Source organism: Variovorax sp. RO1, from assembly GCF_002849325.1.
Classification (GTDB): domain Bacteria; phylum Pseudomonadota; class Gammaproteobacteria; order Burkholderiales; family Burkholderiaceae_C; genus Variovorax.
Genome location: NZ_PKMT01000001.1, coordinates 1,376,365 through 1,394,144 on the forward strand (window position 1 = coordinate 1,376,365; position 17,780 = coordinate 1,394,144).

General features: G+C 70.2%; 7 protein-coding genes. All 7 read left to right on the forward strand.

Annotation, left to right across the window (positions count from 1 at the left end; all coding sequences use genetic code 11):
• The first annotated feature begins 28 nt into the window (after positions 1-28).
• The 7 genes from CY658_RS06780 to CY658_RS06810 all read left to right on the forward strand — a co-directional run bounded on the left by CY658_RS06780 (position 29) and on the right by CY658_RS06810 (position 17,779).
• Positions 29-562 (forward strand): sigma-70 family RNA polymerase sigma factor, encoded by a 534-nt coding sequence (locus tag CY658_RS06780; RefSeq protein WP_180838879.1) that lies wholly within the window; start codon positions 29-31, stop codon positions 560-562.
• 28 nt (positions 563-590) lie between these two features.
• The gene (locus tag CY658_RS06785) at positions 591-917 is read left to right on the forward strand and encodes a DUF4880 domain-containing protein (RefSeq protein WP_257884774.1); all 327 of its coding nucleotides are present in this window, start codon (positions 591-593) and stop codon (positions 915-917) included.
• 228 nt (positions 918-1,145) lie between these two features.
• The gene (locus CY658_RS06790) at positions 1,146-1,406 is read left to right on the forward strand and encodes an MbtH family protein (protein WP_101489409.1); all 261 of its coding nucleotides are present in this window, start codon (positions 1,146-1,148) and stop codon (positions 1,404-1,406) included.
• A 5-nt stretch (positions 1,407-1,411) separates the two neighbouring features.
• Complete coding sequence (locus CY658_RS06795; RefSeq protein WP_101490261.1) at positions 1,412-2,155, forward strand: thioesterase II family protein; 744 nt, start codon at positions 1,412-1,414, stop codon at positions 2,153-2,155.
• The gene (locus CY658_RS06800) at positions 2,152-7,452 is read left to right on the forward strand and encodes a non-ribosomal peptide synthetase (protein WP_101489410.1); all 5,301 of its coding nucleotides are present in this window, start codon (positions 2,152-2,154) and stop codon (positions 7,450-7,452) included. The genes CY658_RS06795 and CY658_RS06800 overlap by 4 nt, the downstream gene beginning before the upstream one ends.
• Positions 7,452-12,011, forward strand: a complete 4,560-nt coding sequence (locus CY658_RS06805; protein WP_101489411.1) for a type I polyketide synthase — start codon at positions 7,452-7,454, stop codon at positions 12,009-12,011. The genes CY658_RS06800 and CY658_RS06805 overlap by 1 nt, the downstream gene beginning before the upstream one ends.
• Positions 12,008-17,779, forward strand: a complete 5,772-nt coding sequence (locus CY658_RS06810) for a non-ribosomal peptide synthetase (RefSeq protein ID WP_101489412.1) — start codon at positions 12,008-12,010, stop codon at positions 17,777-17,779. Before CY658_RS06805 ends, CY658_RS06810 begins: the two co-directional genes overlap by 4 nt.
• Position 17,780: the final 1 nt, after the last annotated feature.

Below are 17,780 nucleotides of genomic sequence, written 5' to 3' on the forward strand. Positions count from 1 at the left end.
TCGCTCACAGGAGGAAGAGGTGTTGAACATGCCAGTGAATTCGTCCGAGCCTTCGCTCGGAGAAGTCTTCATCGCCCATCGCATGCAGCTTTGGCGCGTCGCCCGCAAGATCGTCAACACCGCGGATCTGGCCGACGACGTGGTGCAGGACGCCTACCTGAAGATCGTCGACGGCCCTTGCGTGCGGCATGCCGAACGTCCCATCGGCTATTGCTGCCAGGTGGTGCGCAACATGGCGCTGGACTACTGCCGCCGCCACCGCGTCGAGGCCAGCTATCGCACCTTCGATGTCGACGTCGAGCTTCTGGAGGTGCCGGACGTCGGCACGCCGGACCGCATGATGTGCGAACGCCAGGTCATCACCGCCATCGACCAGGTGCTTGCCGGACTCGCGCCGAAAACGCGCCTGGTGTTCGAGCTCTATCGGCTGGAAGGCCTGACGCAGCGAGAGATTGCGGCGCGCCTGGGTTGCGCGCTGGGGCTGGTGAACGGCCTGATCGCCGAGGCCGCAACGGCCATCAAATCTTGCGGCCATCTGCTGCTTGAAAGCGGCTCGCGCTAGAGGTCGTCGCCCGCCGGTGGGAAGGGGCATGCCCGTTTCCCGCGAGAATGCGCGCTGCGCAATGGCCGGAGGCGTTCAGGAGCCGGTCTGCACGGACAACGCGAACGGCTTTCAAGAAATGACACAGGAAAAAGACGATCCCATCTGGAACACCGCATGGGACTGGGTACAGCGCGAACACGACCGCGAGAATTTCGATGACGCGGCGCGCGTCGAAATGACGACCTGGCTCCTGGCAGAGCCCGCGCATCGCCGTGCCTACGACAAGGCCGCGCAACTCTGGCTGCTCGCGGGCTTCGTGCCGCCGGCCAATGATTTCGGTGACGGCGACGCATCGCCCGACACCAGCAAGTAAGCAGGCCCGTCAGCCGAATCTTCCTGCCCACGCGCGCCGCGCCGCGCGTTCTCGCAATGGCCCCGCCAGCCCATCTTGGCGGATGCAGCCATCTCTCCCGCACGTGCGCCCTCGTGAAATGAACAGATTCGCTCCCGAAGCGTCCTGTTGGCAGGGGCGCTGCAATTCGATCCGGTCCGCGACCGGCCATCGGGCGCTCCTTCTGTTCAATTACACAAGGATGCACCGATGTCGACGAGCTGTTTTGACCGTGAAGACGAAGCCTTCATCGTTCTGGTCAATCACGAAGACCAGTACTCCATCTGGCCCCACTGGAAAGCCGTTCCCGGCGGATGGACCGCCGTCGAGGGCGTCCAGGGCGACAAGAAAACCGTGCTGGCCTATGTCGAGAGCCACTGGACCGACATGCGGCCGCGCTCGCTGCGCGAATGGATGCAGCAGCAACAGGACAAAGAGAGCGCACAGGCCACGGAACGCGCGGCCGGTTGATGGGCATGCAGGCGCCTCTTTCGCTCCTGTGCCTGCCATGCGCGGGCGCCAGCGCCGCCATGTACCTGCGCTGGCGTCGTTTCCTTCCGCCGTGGGTGCGCATCGTGCCGGTCGAACTGCCGGGACGCGGCGCGCGGATGGGCGAGGCCTTCGTGGAAGACTTCGATGCCATGGTCGCGCGGATCTGCGCCGAGCAGGCCGACGCCATGCGCGGCGACTTCGCGATCTTCGGCCACAGCATGGGCGCATTGCTGGCCCAAGGCGTGGCCCGCAGGCTCCAGGCCTCGCGGCGACCGATGCCGCGCGCGCTGCTGGTGTCCGGCTGCGCAGCCCCCACACGACGCGACCCTGAGCGCTTCGACGGCGGTGAAGACGACGCCTCGCTGATCGCCGAGTTGCGCAAGCAGGGCGGCACGCCCGAAGAGGTGTTCACTAGCGACGAGCTCATGCGCATCACGCTCGACACGCTGCGGGCCGACCGCCGCGTCTGCCGCAGCCACGACGCGCATGCCACGTTCGATGCGCCGCCGCTGCCGCTGTCCCTGCATGCCTTCGCGGGGCGGCAGGACGACATCGAGGTGCCGGCCATGGCCGCCTGGGCCAAGGAAACCGCAGGCGCCTTCACGCTCGACTGGTTCGACGGCGGCCATTTCTTCCTGCGACAGCACGAGACCGAATTTCTCGCGGCGCTCACACGGCATCTTCCGACACAGACGCATCCTCATTCGCACCAAAGGGTCGATCCATGAATGAACTGCTCGCGACGGACTCCGTCGGCCGGCAACCGCGCAATTTCGTGGCGCACCTGCGCGCGCTGGCCGAGCAGCGCGCGAACGACGCCTGGCTCACCGTGGTCGACGAGGTCGATGGCGTCTACGCCGAGCTGCCCTTCACCTATGCCGTCTTCGAACAGCGCGTTCGCGCGCTCGCGGCACGCCTGCAGCAGCAGTTCGCCAAGGGCGACCGCGCGCTCGTCATGCTCGACAACGGCGACCACTATGCAGTGAGCATGCTGGCTTGTTTCTACTGCGGCGTGATCGCGGTGCCCGTGTTTCCACCCGAATCGACGCGGCCGCAGCACCTGGCGCGGCTCACCGGCGTGGCGGCTGATTCGCAGGCGCGCTGCGTGCTCACGTCTTCGGCCTTGAGCGCCGCGATGTCGGCGGCCGGCAACCAGTTCGGCGATGTGCAGATCGTTGCCGTCGACGCGATCGATGTCGCACTCGCCGACACCTGGCAGCCCTTCGAGCCGGCCGACGACGACGTTGCCTTTCTGCAGTACACCTCGGGCTCGACCTCGACGCCCAAGGGCGTCATCGTGACGCACGGCAACCTGATGGCCAACGAGCATGCCATCCAGGTCGGCATGGGCATCGGGCCCGACGACAAGTTCGTCTCGTGGGCGCCGCTGTATCACGACATGGGCCTCATCGGCGGCCTGATGCAGCCGCTGTACAGCGGCATCCCGCTGGTGCTGACCTCGCCGCGCTATTTCCTCGAACGCCCGGTGCGCTGGTTGGAGCTGATCTCGCGCCACCGCGCCACGCTCAGCGGCGGGCCGGACTTCTCGTTCCGCCTCTGCCTGGAGCGCGTGAAGGACGCGCAGATCGCGCAGCTCGACCTCTCGAGCTGGCGCGTGGCCTACACCGGCGCCGAGCCGGTGCGCGCCGACACCGAGTTCGACTTCATCGAGCGCTTTGCCGCTGCAGGCTTCGATCCGGGGGCGGTGTATGCCTGCTACGGCCTCGCCGAAGCGACCTTGTTCGTGACCGGCGGCAAGCGCGGCGCCGGCATGGTCGCGCGCGGCTTCGGCGTCGACGGCCTGGCCAGCGGCGTGGGCGCGCCGAGCGAAGACGGCACGCTGCTCGTCGGCTGCGGCGCCGTGGCGGTCGAGCATGTGGTCGAGATCGTCGATCCCGCCACGCTGTCGGTGGTGGCCGAGCCCGGTCGCATCGGCGAAATCTGGGTGAGCGGCGCGAGCGTCGGCGCTGGCTACTGGGGCAAGCCGCGCGAATCCGCCGAGACCTTCGTCGAGCGCGCGGGCCGCCGCTGGCTGCGCACCGGCGACCTGGGCTTCGTCTGCGACGGCGAGCTCTACGTGACCGGCCGCATCAAGGACCTGATCATCGTGCGCGGCCACAACATCTATCCGCAGGACATCGAGCGCGTCATCGAGGCCGAGGTCGATGCGGTGCGCAAGGGGCGCGTGGCGGTGTTCGCCGCCAACGGGCCCGACGGTGAAGGCATCGGCGCGGCGGCCGAGGTGTCGCGCAGCATGCAGAAGCTGGTGCCGCCGCAGGTGTTGGTCGAGGCGCTGAGCGCCGCGGTCAGCGAGGTGTTCGGCGAAGCGCTGTCGGCCGTGCTGCTGCTCAACCCTGGCGGCATGCCCAAGACCACCAGCGGCAAGCTGCAGCGCAGCGCGTGCCGCGCGGGCTGGCTCGATCGCAGCGCGGATGCGTATGCCATCTACGAGCGCGGTGTGTTCGTCAAAGGCGGCCCTGTCGAGGAACAGATCGAAACGCCCGTGCTCGACGAGACCGAGCGCGTCGTCGATGCGATCTGGCGCGAAGTGCTCCGGCCCGCCGATGCGAAGCCTTTCGCGCGCGACGCCCATTTCTTCACCCGCGGTGGCAGTTCGCTCACCGCCACGCAGGTCGCGGCCCGCATGTCGGACCACTGGGCCATCGACTTTCCGGTGCGCCTGATGTTCGAGCACCCGCGGCTCTCCGAGTGCGCCGCCGCTGTGCGCCAGCGACGGGCCGAAGGCGCGCGTGCGCGGCCCGCGCCCATCGCGGTGCTGCCGGCCGAGCGCCGGCTGCATGCGCTGCCGCTGTCCCACGCGCAGGAGCGCCAGTGGTTCCTCTGGCAGCTCGACCCGTCGAGCGCGGCGTACCACATGAGCGGCGCGCTGCGCCTCACTGGCGCCTTGCAGGTCGACGCGCTGCGCGCGGCGCTGGACGACCTGGTCGCGCGCCACGAGTCGCTGCGCACCGTGTTCCGCGAAGGCAGCGATGGCGTTGCCGCGCAGTGGATCACCTCGACCGGCATGCTGCCGCTCGAGGTGGTCGACCTGCGCGACGTGCCCGCCGGTGAACGCGACGACCGCCTCGAGCACGAGGCCCGTCGCATCAAGAGCGCGCCCTTCGATCTCACGCAGGGCGGCCTGTTGCGCGCCGCGCTGCTGCGCCTGGCGGACGACACGCAGGTGCTCGCCGTGGTGATGCATCACATCGTGTCCGACGGCGCTTCAATGCAGGTGCTGATCGACGAGCTGGCCGCCGGCTACGCGGCGCGCCTGCAGGGCAGTGCCGCGGCGCTGCCCGTGCCGCGCGTGCAGTACGCCGACTACGCGGTGTGGCAGCGCGAATGGCTGGCCGCCGGCGAGGCCGAGCGGCAGCTCGCCTGGTGGCAGAAGGAACTCGGCGACGAGCACCCAGTGCTCGAGCTGCGCACCGACCGCCCGCGCAAGCCGCAAGCCAGCTACCGCGCCGCACGCCACGCCTTCGAGCTGCCCGCGCCCCTGCTGGGCCAACTGCGCGGCGTGGCGCAGGCCGACGGCGCCACGCTGTTCATGGTGCTGCTCGCCGGCCTGCAGGTGCTGCTGCACCGCTACACCGGGCAGGAAGAAATCCGCGTCGGCGCCGCGATCGCCAACCGCAACCGGGTGGAGTTCGAGAACGTCATCGGCCTGTTCGTCAACACGCTGGTGCTGCGCAACCCGATCGACGGCCGTACGCCGCTGTCGCGCGCGCTCGCGCAAGCCCGCGAGGCCGTGCTGGGCGCACAGGCGCACCAGGACCTGCCCTTCGAGCAACTGGTGCAGCGCCTGCAGCCCGAGCGCAGCATGAGCCACAGTCCGCTGTTCCAGGTGATGTTCAACCACCTCTTCGAGGACCATCGCCCGCTGCAGCGCCTGGAGGGTATCCAGGTGCAGGACCACGCGCTGCCCGACCTGCAGACCCAGTTCGACTGGGTGCTGGAGGCCCGCGAGCGGCCCGATGGCCGGCTGATGCTCGACGTGATCTATGCCGACGACCTGTTCGAGCGCGACACCATCGCGCGCATGGCGCAGCACTACGTGGCGGTGCTTGGCGCGCTCTGCGCCGACACCAGCCGCGCGGTGGGCGATATCGCCTTGCTCGACGCCGCGGAAAATGCGCAACTCGCGGGGTGGAGCGTCAACGCACGCCGCGAGCCGCAGCCGCAACCCGTGCACCACGCCATCGCGCAACATGCGAAGCAGCAGCCCGATGCCGTCGCGCTACTGTTCGACGAACAAGCACTGAGCTTCGCCGAGCTCGACCGCCGCGCCAACCGCCTCGCGCACCGCCTGGTCGCGCTGGGCGTGAAGCCCGACATGCGCGTGGGCATCGTGATGGAGCGCTCGGTCGAGATGGTGGTGGGGCTGCTCGCCATCCTCAAGGCCGGCGGCGCCTACCTGCCGCTGGACCCCGACTACCCGCTGCAGCGCCTGGCCTACATGGTGGAAGACAGCGGCATCGCACTGCTGCTGACGCACCGCGCCACCCGCGAGCACATCGCCGAGCGCGCGGGCCTCGCGCGGCTGGAGGTCGACAGCATCGATCTCTCGAACGAGCCCGACACCGACCCCGGCGTTGCGCTGCACGGCGAGAACCTCGCCTATGTCATCTACACCTCCGGCTCCACCGGCAAGCCCAAGGGCGCGGCCGTGCGTCACGCGGCGCTGCACAGCTGCATGGCCTGGATGCAGGACACCTACTGCCTCGGCCGGGAGAACACCGTGCTGCACAAGGCGCCGTTCGGCTTCGACGTGTCGGTGTGGGAGATGTTCTGGCCCTTGACCGCGGGCGCGCGGCTGGTGGTGGCCAACCCCGGCGACCACCGCGACCCGGCGCGTCTGGTCGAGCTGATCCGGCGCCACCAGATCACCACGCTCAACTTCGTGCCCTCGATGCTGCAGGCCTTCCTGGCGCACAAGGACATCGAGTCGAGCACGCGGCTCAAGCACATCATCTGCGGCGGCGAGGCCATGCCCGCCGAGACACAGAAAGAGACGCTGCAGCGCCTTCACGGCGCCACGCTGCAGAACCTCTACGGCCCGACGGAAACCACCATCCACGTCACGCGCTGGACCTGCCGTGACGATGGGCAGAGCCTGGTGCCGATCGGCCAGCCGATCAGCGACACCCAGTGCCACATCCTGGACGCCGAGCTCAACCAGGTGCCGCGCGGCGTGGCCGGCGAGCTGTACCTCGGCGGGGTGAGCCTGGCGCGCGGCTACCTCAACAAGCCCGGCCTGAGCGCCGAGCGCTTCGTGGCCAACCCCTTCGGTGCGGGCGACCGGCTCTACCGCACCGGCGACCTCGTACGCTGGAACACCGAGGGCCAGATCGAGTACCTGGGCCGCATCGACCACCAGGTGAAGATCCGGGGCTTCCGCATCGAGCTCGGCGAGATCGAGGCGCAGATCCTTGCGCAGCCCGCGGTGCGCGAGGCCGTGGTGGTGGCGCGCGAAGGCGCCGCCGGCGCCTCGCTCGTGGCCTACATCGCCGCGCACACGCAGCAGGCGGTCGACACCGCCGCGCTGCGGCAGCAGTTGGGCCAGGTGCTGCCCGACTACATGGTGCCGCGCGCCGTGGTGGTGCTCGATGCCTTGCCGCTGAACGCCAACGGCAAGGTCGACCGCAAGGCGCTGCCCGAGCCCGAGGGGCTGGGCCGCGCGCGCACCTACGAGGCGCCAGAGGGTCATGTGGCGCGCACGCTCGCGGCCATCTGGTCGGAGGTGTTGCAGGTCGAGCAGGTCGGACGGCATGACAACTTCTTCGACCTCGGCGGGCATTCGCTGCTGCTCATCCGCGCGCACCGCCTGCTGGAAGACCGGCTGCAGGCCACGTTCCCGCTGGTCAACCTCTTCAAGTACCCCACCGTCGAATCGCTCGCGCGCTGGATCGAGCAGGGCGGCGCGCAAGCCGCGGCCGTTTCCGCCGCGGTTGCCGACGACCGCGCGCTGCGCCAGCGCGCTGCCATGCTTCAACGTCGCAAGGCGGCAGAGAGAGTCAGCTGATGTCCACCTTCAACGAACCGACCGGCCTCGAGATCGCCATCGTCGGCATGGCCGGGCGCTTTCCGGGCGCCGACGATGTCGATGCCTTCTGGCGCAACATCCGCGACGGCGTGGAGTCGGTCTCGCGCTTCAGCGACGACGAGTTGCGCGCACGGGGCGTGCCGCAGAGTCTGCTGGACGACCCCGACTACGTGAAGGCCGGCGTGCGGTTCGAGGGCTTCGACCGCTTCGATGCCGGCTTCTTCGGCTACACGCCGCGCGAGGCCGAGACGCTCGATCCGCAGCAGCGCATCTTTCTCGAGTGCGCCTGGGCGTCGCTCGAGCATGCGGGCTGCGACCCGGCGCGCGCGGGCGGCAACATCGACAAGATCGGTGTCTACGCGGGCGAGGGCGCCAACATCTACCTGATCCGCCACCTGCTGCCGTCCTTCGGCCTCGGCGCGCACACCGGCATCGCCGACCTGCTGGGCCTGATGAACGGCAACGGCAGCGGCTCGCTGTGCACGCGCGTGGCCTACAAGCTCGACCTGCGTGGCCCCGCCGTGAGCGTGCAGACCGCCTGCTCCACGTCACTCACGGCAGTGCACACTGCCTGCCAGGCGCTGCTGAGCCACGACTGCGACATGGCGCTCGCCGGCGGCGTGTGGCTCAACCTGCTGCAGGAAGGCGGCTACCGACACCAGGCCGGCGCGATCCTTTCGCCCGACGGCCATTGCCGCGCCTTCGACGCGCAGGCCGCCGGCACGGTGATCGGCAGCGGCGCCGGCGTGGTGGTGCTCAAGCGCCTGGACGAGGCGCTGCGCGACGGTGACACCATCCATGCGGTCATCAAGGGCACGGCCGCCAACAACGACGGCGCGGCCAAGGTCGGCTTCACCGCCCCCAGCATCGACGGGCAGGCCGAGGTCATCCGTGCCGCGCAACTGATCGCGGGCGTGTCGGCCGACACCATCGGCTACGTCGAGGCGCACGGCACCGGCACCACGCTGGGCGACCCGATCGAGATCGCGGCGCTCACCCAGGCCTTCCGCGCCGACACCGAGCGGCGTGGCTTCTGCGCGGTCGGGTCGGTCAAGACCAACATCGGCCACCTCGACGCGGCGGCCGGCGTCGCAGGGCTCATCAAGGCGGCGATGGCGCTGCGCCACCGCACGCTGCCGCCGAGCCTGCATTTCACGAAACCCAATCCGCAGATCGACTTCGCGGGCAGCCCGTTCTACGTGAACGCGCAATGCCAGCCCTGGCCCGAAGGTCCGACGCCACGCCGTGCGGGCGTGAGCTCGTTCGGCATCGGCGGCACGAACGTGCACGTGGTGCTCGAAGAGGCGCCGCGCGTGCAGGCCGTGCAGTCGAACGCGTCGACGTGGCAGGTGCTGCCGCTGTCGGCCAAGGACGAAGGCGCGCTCCAGGAGGGCTGCGACCGCCTGGCTGCACACCTGCGCGAACACGGTGACGGGCAGTCGCTGGAAGACATCGCCCACACGCTGCAGGACGGGCGCAAGGCTTTCGCATGGCGCAGCGCGGTGGTCGCGAACCAGCCCGCCCTCGCGGCCGGGATGCTCGCGGCCGCTCCGGCCCTCGCGCCACGGCCGGTGACTGCAGCACCCGAGGTGGTGTTCCTCTTCCCTGGCAGCGGCACCCAGCATGCCCTCATGGGCGCGGACCTCTACCGCGACAGCGCCGTGTTCCGCGAGGAGATGGACCGTTGCCTCGCGCTGCTGCGCAAGGACAGCGGCGTCGACCTGCAACCGCTGCTGTTCCCGCCGGTGGGCGAGGTGCCGACGGCCAACGAGCGCCTGCTGCGCGTCGAGTTCGCACAGCCCGCGCTCTTCGTCGTCGGCTATGCCATGGCACGCTGGTGGATGCATTGCGGCGTCAAGCCCGCGCTGATGCTCGGCCACAGCCTCGGCGAGTACGTCGCGGCCTGTCTGGCCGGTGTGTTTTCGCTGGAAGACGCGCTGCGCATCGTGGCCGCGCGCGGCCGCCTGCTGCAGACGCTGACACCGGGTGCAATGACTGCCGTGTCGCTGCCCGAAGAGGAGTTGGCGCCGTTCCTCGCCATGGGTTGCGACCTCGCTGCTGTGAACGGCGAGGCGCTGTGCGTGCTCTCCGGCCCGGTGGATGCGATCGAGCGCGTCGAGGAAGCGTTACGCGCGAAGCAGCAGGTGCCGCGCCGCCTGCATGTGTCCATCGCCTTCCATTCGCGCCTCGTCGATCCGGTCGTCGCGGAGTTGGAGCGCGTGGTGGCCGCGGTGCCGCGCAACGCACCCGTCATTCCCTTCCTCTCCAACGCGTCGGGCCAGCCGATCACGGCGCAGGACGCCACCGACCCGGCGTACTGGGGCCGGCATCTGCGCGGTGCGGTGCGCTTTGCCGACGGCCTGCGCGAGGTCTTCGCGACACTCGGCCGCGCGGTGCTCGAGGTCGGTCCGGGCGAGACGCTCGCCGGCCTCGCGCGGCTGCACGCCGGCAGCGCCTCCGCCGCCGGTGTCTGGGCCAGCCAGGCCCACCCGCAGCAACTCGCGCGCAATGCGCCGCAACTGGCGAATGCGGTGGCGGGCCTGTGGACCGCGGGCGTGGACATCGACTGGGCCGCGTGCCGCGACGGCGAGCGCCGGCGCCGCGTGCCGCTGCCGACCTATGCCTTCCGGCGCCAGCGCTTCTGGGTCGATCCCTCGGCGACCGCGCAGCAGCCTGCGCAAAGCGGGCCCGCGGGCCTTTTCTACGTGCCCTCGTGGACGCGCACGACGCCATTGCCGCGTGCCGTTCAACCGACGGTCCGCACCGGCAGCACGCTGATCCTCGGCGATGCGAACAGCTTCACCGACCGTCTCGCGCGCACGCTGCGTGCGCAAGGCGCGCCAGTGGTCGTTGCGCTGCGCGGCAAGGGTTTTGCGTGCACCGCCCCGCAGCAGTACACGCTGCGGCCCGCCGAGCGCGCCGACCACGCACGGCTCCTGCGCGAGGCCGAAGCCGAAGTCGGCCCAGTGACGCAGGTCTTCCATCTGTGGAGCCTGGACGCGGGCCGTCCCGCCGCCGCGCAGGCCGAGGTCTTCGAGCGCGGCTACTTCAGCCTGCTCGCGCTGGCCCAGGCGCTCGACGGTCTCGATGGATCGCAGCGCACGTCGCTGGCGCTGACCGTGGTGAGCGATGGCATCGAAGATGTCGCCGGCACCGAGGTCCTGTCACCCGAGAAGGCCACGCTGCGTGGCCTTGCCAAGGTGCTGGGCCAGGAGTCGCCGTCGATGGCCTGCCGCATCGTCGACGTGGTGCTGCCGGCGCCCGAAAGCGCGGCCGAGAGCGAACTCGCGCGCCGCGTGGCCGAAGAGGCGGCGGCCTCGCACGACGAAACCGTCGTCGCCTACCGCGGCCCGCACCGCTGGACCAGAAGCTACGAGCCGCTTGCGGCCGACGTGCCCGGCGTGCAGCGGCTGCGCAAGGGCGGCGTGTACCTGATCACCGGCGGGCTCGGCGGCGTGGGCCTTGCGCTCGCGCGCCACCTCAGCAAGACATGGCAGGCCAGGCTGGTGCTGCTGGGCCGCACGCCCGTGCCCGAACGCGCCGAATGGGCACGCATCGCCGAAGCGGCCGACCAGCCGCCAGCGCTGCGCCGCCGGTTGCAGCAGCTCATCGAACTCGAAGCTGCCGGTGCCGAAGTGCTGACCGTTGCCGCCGATGTGACCGATCCCACTCAGTTGCGCAACGCATTGGCCGCGGTGCATGCCCGCTTCGGCGCGGTCAACGGCGTCGTCCATGCCGTCATCGCGCCCGACCACGGCATGGTCTCGCAACGCACGCCCGCGCAGGTCGAGGCCGCGTTCGCGCCCAAGGTCGCGGGCACGCGCGCGCTGCTCGATGCGGTGGCCGCGGAGCCGCTGGATTTCGTGCTGTTGTGCTCTTCGATCGCGACGCTGCTGGGCGGTCTTGGTCTCAGCGACTACGCCGCGGCCAACGATTACCTCGATGCCTTCGCGAACGCGCACCGCCGTTCGTCGGCGCTGCCGGTGTTCTCGGTCAACTGGGACGCGTGGCGCGATGTGGGCGCCGCGGCCGGCAAGGACATGCCCGAAGGCATGGGCCTGGACGAGCGCACCGGCGTGCTGGCCTTCGAACGCATCGTCAACGGCCCCGACCTGCCGCAGACCGTGGTGTCCGCATCGCCGCTCGCGCCGCGCCTGCGCCCGCTGCGCGGCCTGCTGGATGCGATGGACGATGCGCCCGAGGTCTCTGCGCCCGCGCGCGCCGGTCATCCGCGCCCGGTGCTGCCAACGCCTTTTGTCGCGCCCGAGGGCGATCTCGAGGAAGGGCTCGCCGAGCTCTGGACCGAGGCGCTGGGCATCGCACCCGTGGGCGCGAACGACAACCTGTTCGAACTGGGCGGCGATTCGCTGCTCGCCATCCGCCTGCTGTCGAAGGTGCGCAAGGCCTATGGCGTGGACCTGGCGCCTGCGGCCTTCTTCAAGGCGCCCACCGTCGCCGAGATGGCCGCGCTGGTCGAGCTGCGGCTGATCGAGGACATCGAGGCGGCCGACCGCACCACGGCGAGTTTTTCATCATGAGCGAGAGCAACGACATTACCGCGCGCCGCGCGAAGCTGACGCCGGCCCAACTGGCCCTGCTGCAGCGCCGCCTGCGGCGCGAAGACCACAGCGACGCCACCGACATCGCAGTGCCACGCCCCTCGCGCGAAGGCATCGCGAAGCGCAGCGACGACGGCAGCGCCGCGCCCGTTTCCTTCATGCAGCAGGGCCAGTGGTTCCTGTGGCAGCTCGATGCGGGCAACACGGCCTACCACGTGGGCGGCGGCCTCGGCTTCTCGGGACCGCTGGACGTGGCCGCGTTGCAGGCCGCGCTGCACCGGCTGGTGCAGCGCCACGACAGCTTGCGCACCGTGTTCGGCGCAGGCCCTGAAGGCTTGCCCGAGCAGCGCATCGACCCTTCCGCGCGCGTCGACATTCCTTTCGCCGACCTGAGCGCGCTCGATGCCGCGACCCGTGCGGTGCGCCATCGCGAAGCGGTGCTGCAGGTCTGCCGCACACCCTTCGACCTGACGACCGGTCCGCTGCTGCGCGGCGCGCTGCTGAAGATGGAAGAGGGCGAGCACCAGTTGCTGCTGATGCTGCACCACATCGTCTGCGACGCGTGGACCGTCGAGCTCATCCTCGACGAGCTGGCGCAGTTCTATGCGCAGCAGGTCGACGGCGTGGACGCTCATGCGGGACCCGGGCCCGAGATCCGCTACATCGACTTCGCGCGCTGGCAGCACCGGTGGCTCGAAGGAGAAGAGGGCGCGCGGCAACTGGCCCATTGGCGCCAGCGCCTCGGCGGCAGGCAGCCGGTGCTCGACCTCGCCACCGACCGTCCACGCTCGGGCCAGACCGGTTACAGGGCGGTGCAGCATGTGCTCGACGTGCCCGCGCCGCTCGTGCGCGAACTCAAGCAGCAGGCGCGCGCGCAGGGTGGCACGCTGTTCATGGTGCTGCTCGCGGCCTTCCATGCGGTGCTGTTCCGCTACACCGGGCAGGAAGAGATCCGCGTCGGCGTGCCCGTCGCGGGTCGCAACCGCCCCGAGACGGCGGGCGTGGTGGGCGCCTTCATCAACACCGTGGTGATGGACGCCCGCCTGAACGCGCGCATGCCGCTGGCCGAGCTGCTCGCGCAGGTGCGCGACACCGCCTTCGAGGCGCAGTCGAACCAGGAGCTGCCCTACGAACGGCTGGTGCAGGCGCTGCGCGCCGACGGCGGCCATGCGGGTGCGCCGCTGTTCCAGGTCATGTTCAACCACCTCGGCGAAGGCGACCGCCCGCTGCGCGGCTGGCCGGGGCTGGTCGTGCGCCGCATCGACCTGGAGGAGCGCGCCGCGCCCTTCGAGCTCACGCTGGAAACCATCGAGCGGGAGGACGGCAGCATCCGCGCCGCCTTCCGCTATGCGGCCGAGCTCTTCGAGCCCGCCACCATCGCGCGGCTTGCGGGCCACTACCACCGCGTGCTGGCCGCCGACCCGCGCCAGGCGCTGGGCGCACTCGCGCTGCTCGACGATGCGGAACACGCGCAGCTCGCGGCGTGGGGTGTCAACACGGCGGGCCACGGCGAGGCCGAGCCGGTGCACCACGTCATCGCACGCCGGGCTGTCGCGCACCCGGATGCCCAGGCGCTGGTCTTTGGCGACGAGACGTTGAGCTATGCCGAACTCGAGCGCCGCGCCAATCGCCTTGCGCACCGGCTCATCGCCCGCGGCGTGCGGCCCGAAAGCCTGGTGGGCGTGGCGCTGGAGCGCAGCAACGAACTGGTGATCGCGCTGCTCGCGGTCCTGAAGGCCGGTGGCGCCTACGTGCCCATCGACCCGGAGCATCCGCCCGCCCGCATCGCCTACATCGTGCAAGACAGCGGGCTCGCGCTCGTGCTCACGCAGGAGCGCCTGCGCGACCGATGGCCCGCCGACGCCGGCATCACGGTATTGACCATCGACGCCGCCGACGCAGACGGTGCCCCCGACAGCGATCCCGCCGTGGCGCTCGATGCCGAGAACCTCGCCTATGTGATCTACACCTCGGGCTCCACCGGCAAGCCCAAGGGCGCGGCCAACCGGCACCGCGCGCTGCACAACCGGCTCGCCTGGATGCAGCAGGCCTACGGTCTCGGCGCCGGCGACACGGTACTGCAAAAGACACCGTTCAGCTTCGATGTCTCCGTGTGGGAATTCTTCTGGCCGCTGATGGTCGGTGCGCGGCTGGCCGTGGCTGCACCGGGCGATCACCGCGACCCGGCACGCCTCGTCGAGCTGATCCGTCGTCATGGCGTGAGCACGCTGCACTTCGTGCCTTCGATGCTGCAGGCCCTTCTCACGCAGCCCGACGTGGAAAGCTGCACCAGCTTGCGCCGCATCGTGTGCAGCGGCGAGGCCTTGCCGGCCGAGGCGCAGAACGAGGTCCTCGCGCGCCTGCCGCAGGCGCGGCTCTACAACCTCTACGGCCCCACCGAAGCGGCCATCGACGTGACCCACTGGACCTGCCGCGCCGACGGCCGCAGCCAGGTCGCGATCGGGCAACCCATCTCCGGCATCCGGACCCATGTGCTTGATGCCTCGCTCAACCTCGTGCCGCAGGGCGTGGCGGGCGAGCTGTACCTGGGCGGCATCGGCCTGGCGCGCGGCTATGCGAAACGCCCGGGGCTGACCTCGGAGCGATTCGTGGCCGACCCGTTCGATGCCACCGGCGGCGGACGCCTGTACCGCACCGGCGACCTCGTGCGCTGGAACAGCCAGGGCCAACTCGACTACCTCGGCCGGCTCGATCATCAGGTGAAGATTCGCGGTTTTCGCATCGAGCTCGGCGAGATCGAGGCGCAGCTGCTCGCGCATCCGCAGGTGCGCGAGGCGGTGGTGGTGACGCAGCAGGCGGCCGGCGGGGTTCGGCTCGCGGCGTATGTCTCGCTGCGTGCGGGGCAGGACAGTCGCGAACCCGACGCGCAGGCGCTGCGCGAGTGGCTGGGCCGCACGCTGCCTGAGTACATGGTGCCGTCGTTGCTGATGACACTGCCCGGCCTGCCGCTCAACGCGAACGGCAAGATCGACCGCAAGGCGCTGCCGCCGATCCAGGCCACCGATCCCGGCACGCACACGGCGCCGACCGGCGCGCTCGAAGAGGCACTGGCGCGCGTCTGGACCGAATTGCTGGGTGTGACGGAAGTGGGCCGCGAGGCGAACTTCTTCGAGCTCGGCGGTCACTCGCTCATGGCCGCGCAGCTGGTCTCGCGCCTGCGTGCGGGCGCGGGGCTGCACCTGCCGCTGCGCGAGGTGTTCGACCATCCGGTGCTGCGCGACATGGCCACGCGTCTCGCACCTGCCGGCAGGGGGGCGGCGCAGCCGACGCTGATGCCTGTGGCGCGCAGTGCGCAGATAAGCCTCTCGCCGACGCAGCACCGCCTGTGGCTGGTCGACCGGCTGTCGGGCAAGGCCGCGCGCACTGCCTACAACATGGCGACCGCGCTGCGCTTCGAGGGGCCGCTCGATCCCGCCGTGCTGCGCCGCGCGCTCGAAACGCTGGCGTCGCGCCACGAGGTGCTGCGCATGGCGTATCCCGAGAACGACGACGGTGAACCGGTCGCGACCATCGCGCCGGTGACGGCTTTCGATCTGCCATGGATCGACCTCTCGCCGGTGGCGCCCGAGGCCGAAGCCGCCCGCATCGACGCGGCACTGGAGGCGATGGCCGCGCAACCCTTCGACCTGGCGGCGGCCGCACCGCTGCGTGCCTCGTTGCTGCACCTGGCCCCGGGGCGGCACGCGCTGCTGCTGTGCGTGCATCACATCGCATTCGATGGCTGGTCGGGCGCCATCTTCGCGCGCGAGTTCGTGGCCGCCTACGAGGCGTTGCGTGCCGACCGCGCCTCGACCCTGCCGCCGCTGCGCGTGCAGTACGCCGACTACGCGGTCTGGCACGCGCGCATGCTCGAAGCCACCCGTGCGCAGGACACCGCCTTCTGGCAGCGCTACCTCAACCACGCGCCGAAGGGCTCGCGTTTGCCGGTGGACGCGCCATTGCCGGGCGTTGCCGGGCATGCGGGCGACAGCGTGCGCGTGCCGATCGAAGGCGCGCTGGTGGAGGCGCTTGCGCCGCTCGCCCAGGCGAACAAGACCTCGCGCTTCACCGTGATGCTTGCGGCCTTTCTTGCGCTGGTGCACCGCGAGGCGGCCACCGACGACGTGGTCGTCGGCACGGACGTCGCGGGCCGCGACCACCCCGAGCTCGAGAAGCTGATGGGCTTCTTCGTCAACGTGGTGCCGCTGCGCTCGCGCCGCAACAAGGCGGAACGCTTCACGGACTGGCTGGCGCAGGTGCATGCGAGCACGCAATCGGCGCTCGCGCACGGCGGCGTGCCCTTCGACCGCATCCTCGACCTCGCCGGCCTCGGCCGCGCGCAGGGCTCACCGGTGCGCATGCTGTTCGTGATGCAGAACACACCCGCCGGCCACTTCGAGATTCCGGGGCTGCGCATCGATGTCGTGCCGCAGCGGGTGCGGCATTCGAAGTTCGACATCGCCGTCTTCGTCCACGAGGGACCACGCGAGTGGAACGCCGAATGGGTCTACGACACCGGCCTGTACCGCAGCGAATCGATCCGGCGCTGGGCCACCGAGTGGTGCGCGCTGCTGCGGCAACTGGTCATCTCGCCCGAAGCACGCATCGAGCTCCTCTTTTCAACACCTGTTCGCAAGGAATCCGCCATGAATCCGATGCCGTCGCCCCAGCTCGGCAAGCTGGACAAGCTCAAGAAATTCGCGGCCCGGCCGGCGGCGGTTGCTGCCACCGTGGGCGTTGCCGATGCCTCCCGTCCGCAGGTCAAGACCTCGTTCCTGTCCGAGGCGCGCCCGTTCCCGCTCGTCATCGAGCCCGCGAGCGCCGGCTTCGACGCGATCGCCTGGGTGCGCGAGCACCGAGGCTTCGTCGACGACGCGCTGGCACGCCATGGTGGCCTGCTGTTCCGCAACTTCGGCCTGGAGACGCCGCAGGACTTCGAGGCCTTCGCCGAGAACGTCGAGCCCGAGCTCTACGGCAGCTACGGCGACCTTCCCAAGAAGGAAGGCGGACGCCGCACCTACCGTTCCACGCCGTACCCCGAGCGGCAGATGATCCTGTTCCACAACGAGAGCTCGCACATGGACCGCTGGCCGCGCAAGCAGTGGTTCTACTGCGAGCTGCCCTCGCGCGTGGGCGGTGCGACGCCCATCGTCGATTGCCGCGAGATGCTGCGGCGCCTGCCGGCGGAGATCGTCGAGGCCTTCGAGCGCAAGGCGCTGACCTATGTGCGCACCTTCACGCCGCACCTGGACGTGAGCTGGCGCGACTTTTTCAAGACCGACCAGCGCGCCGAGGTCGAGGCCCGGCTGGCCGTCGGCGGCATCGAATGGCGCTGGCTCGACGAAGACACGCTGCAGACGCGCACCCACTGCCCCGCGGTGATGAAGCACCCGCTGACCGGCGAGCGCGTGTTCTTCAACCAGGTGCAGCTGCACCACCCCGCCTGCCTGGAAGCCGACGTGCGCGAAGACCTGCTCGCGCTGGTCGGCGCCGAGCGCATGCCGCGCCATGTCTGCTACGGCGACGGCACGCCGATCGACGACGAAACCATGGCCATCGTGGGCCGCACCTACGAGGCCTGCGCGGTGCGTTTCGACTGGCGCAAGGGTGACGTGGTCATGCTCGACAACATGCTCGCGGCGCACGCGCGCGACCCGTATGAGGGCCCACGCAAGATCGTCGTGGCCATGGGCGCGATGTTCGAGCGCTCGACGCTGCGGGCCGCCGAAGCGGTGGGGAGCGCCTGAC

Coding starts and splice junctions, on each gene's coding strand:
- CY658_RS06805 (WP_101489411.1), top strand. CDS start 7,452: ATGTCCACCTTCAACGAACCGACCGGCCTCGAGATCGCCATCGTCGGC.
- CY658_RS06800 (WP_101489410.1), top strand. CDS start 2,152: ATGAATGAACTGCTCGCGACGGACTCCGTCGGCCGGCAACCGCGCAAT.
- CY658_RS06790 (WP_101489409.1), top strand. CDS start 1,146: ATGTCGACGAGCTGTTTTGACCGTGAAGACGAAGCCTTCATCGTTCTG.
- CY658_RS06780 (WP_180838879.1), top strand. CDS start 29: ATGCCAGTGAATTCGTCCGAGCCTTCGCTCGGAGAAGTCTTCATCGCC.
- CY658_RS06795 (WP_101490261.1), top strand. CDS start 1,412: ATGCAGGCGCCTCTTTCGCTCCTGTGCCTGCCATGCGCGGGCGCCAGC.
- CY658_RS06810 (WP_101489412.1), top strand. CDS start 12,008: ATGAGCGAGAGCAACGACATTACCGCGCGCCGCGCGAAGCTGACGCCG.
- CY658_RS06785 (WP_257884774.1), top strand. CDS start 591: ATGCCCGTTTCCCGCGAGAATGCGCGCTGCGCAATGGCCGGAGGCGTT.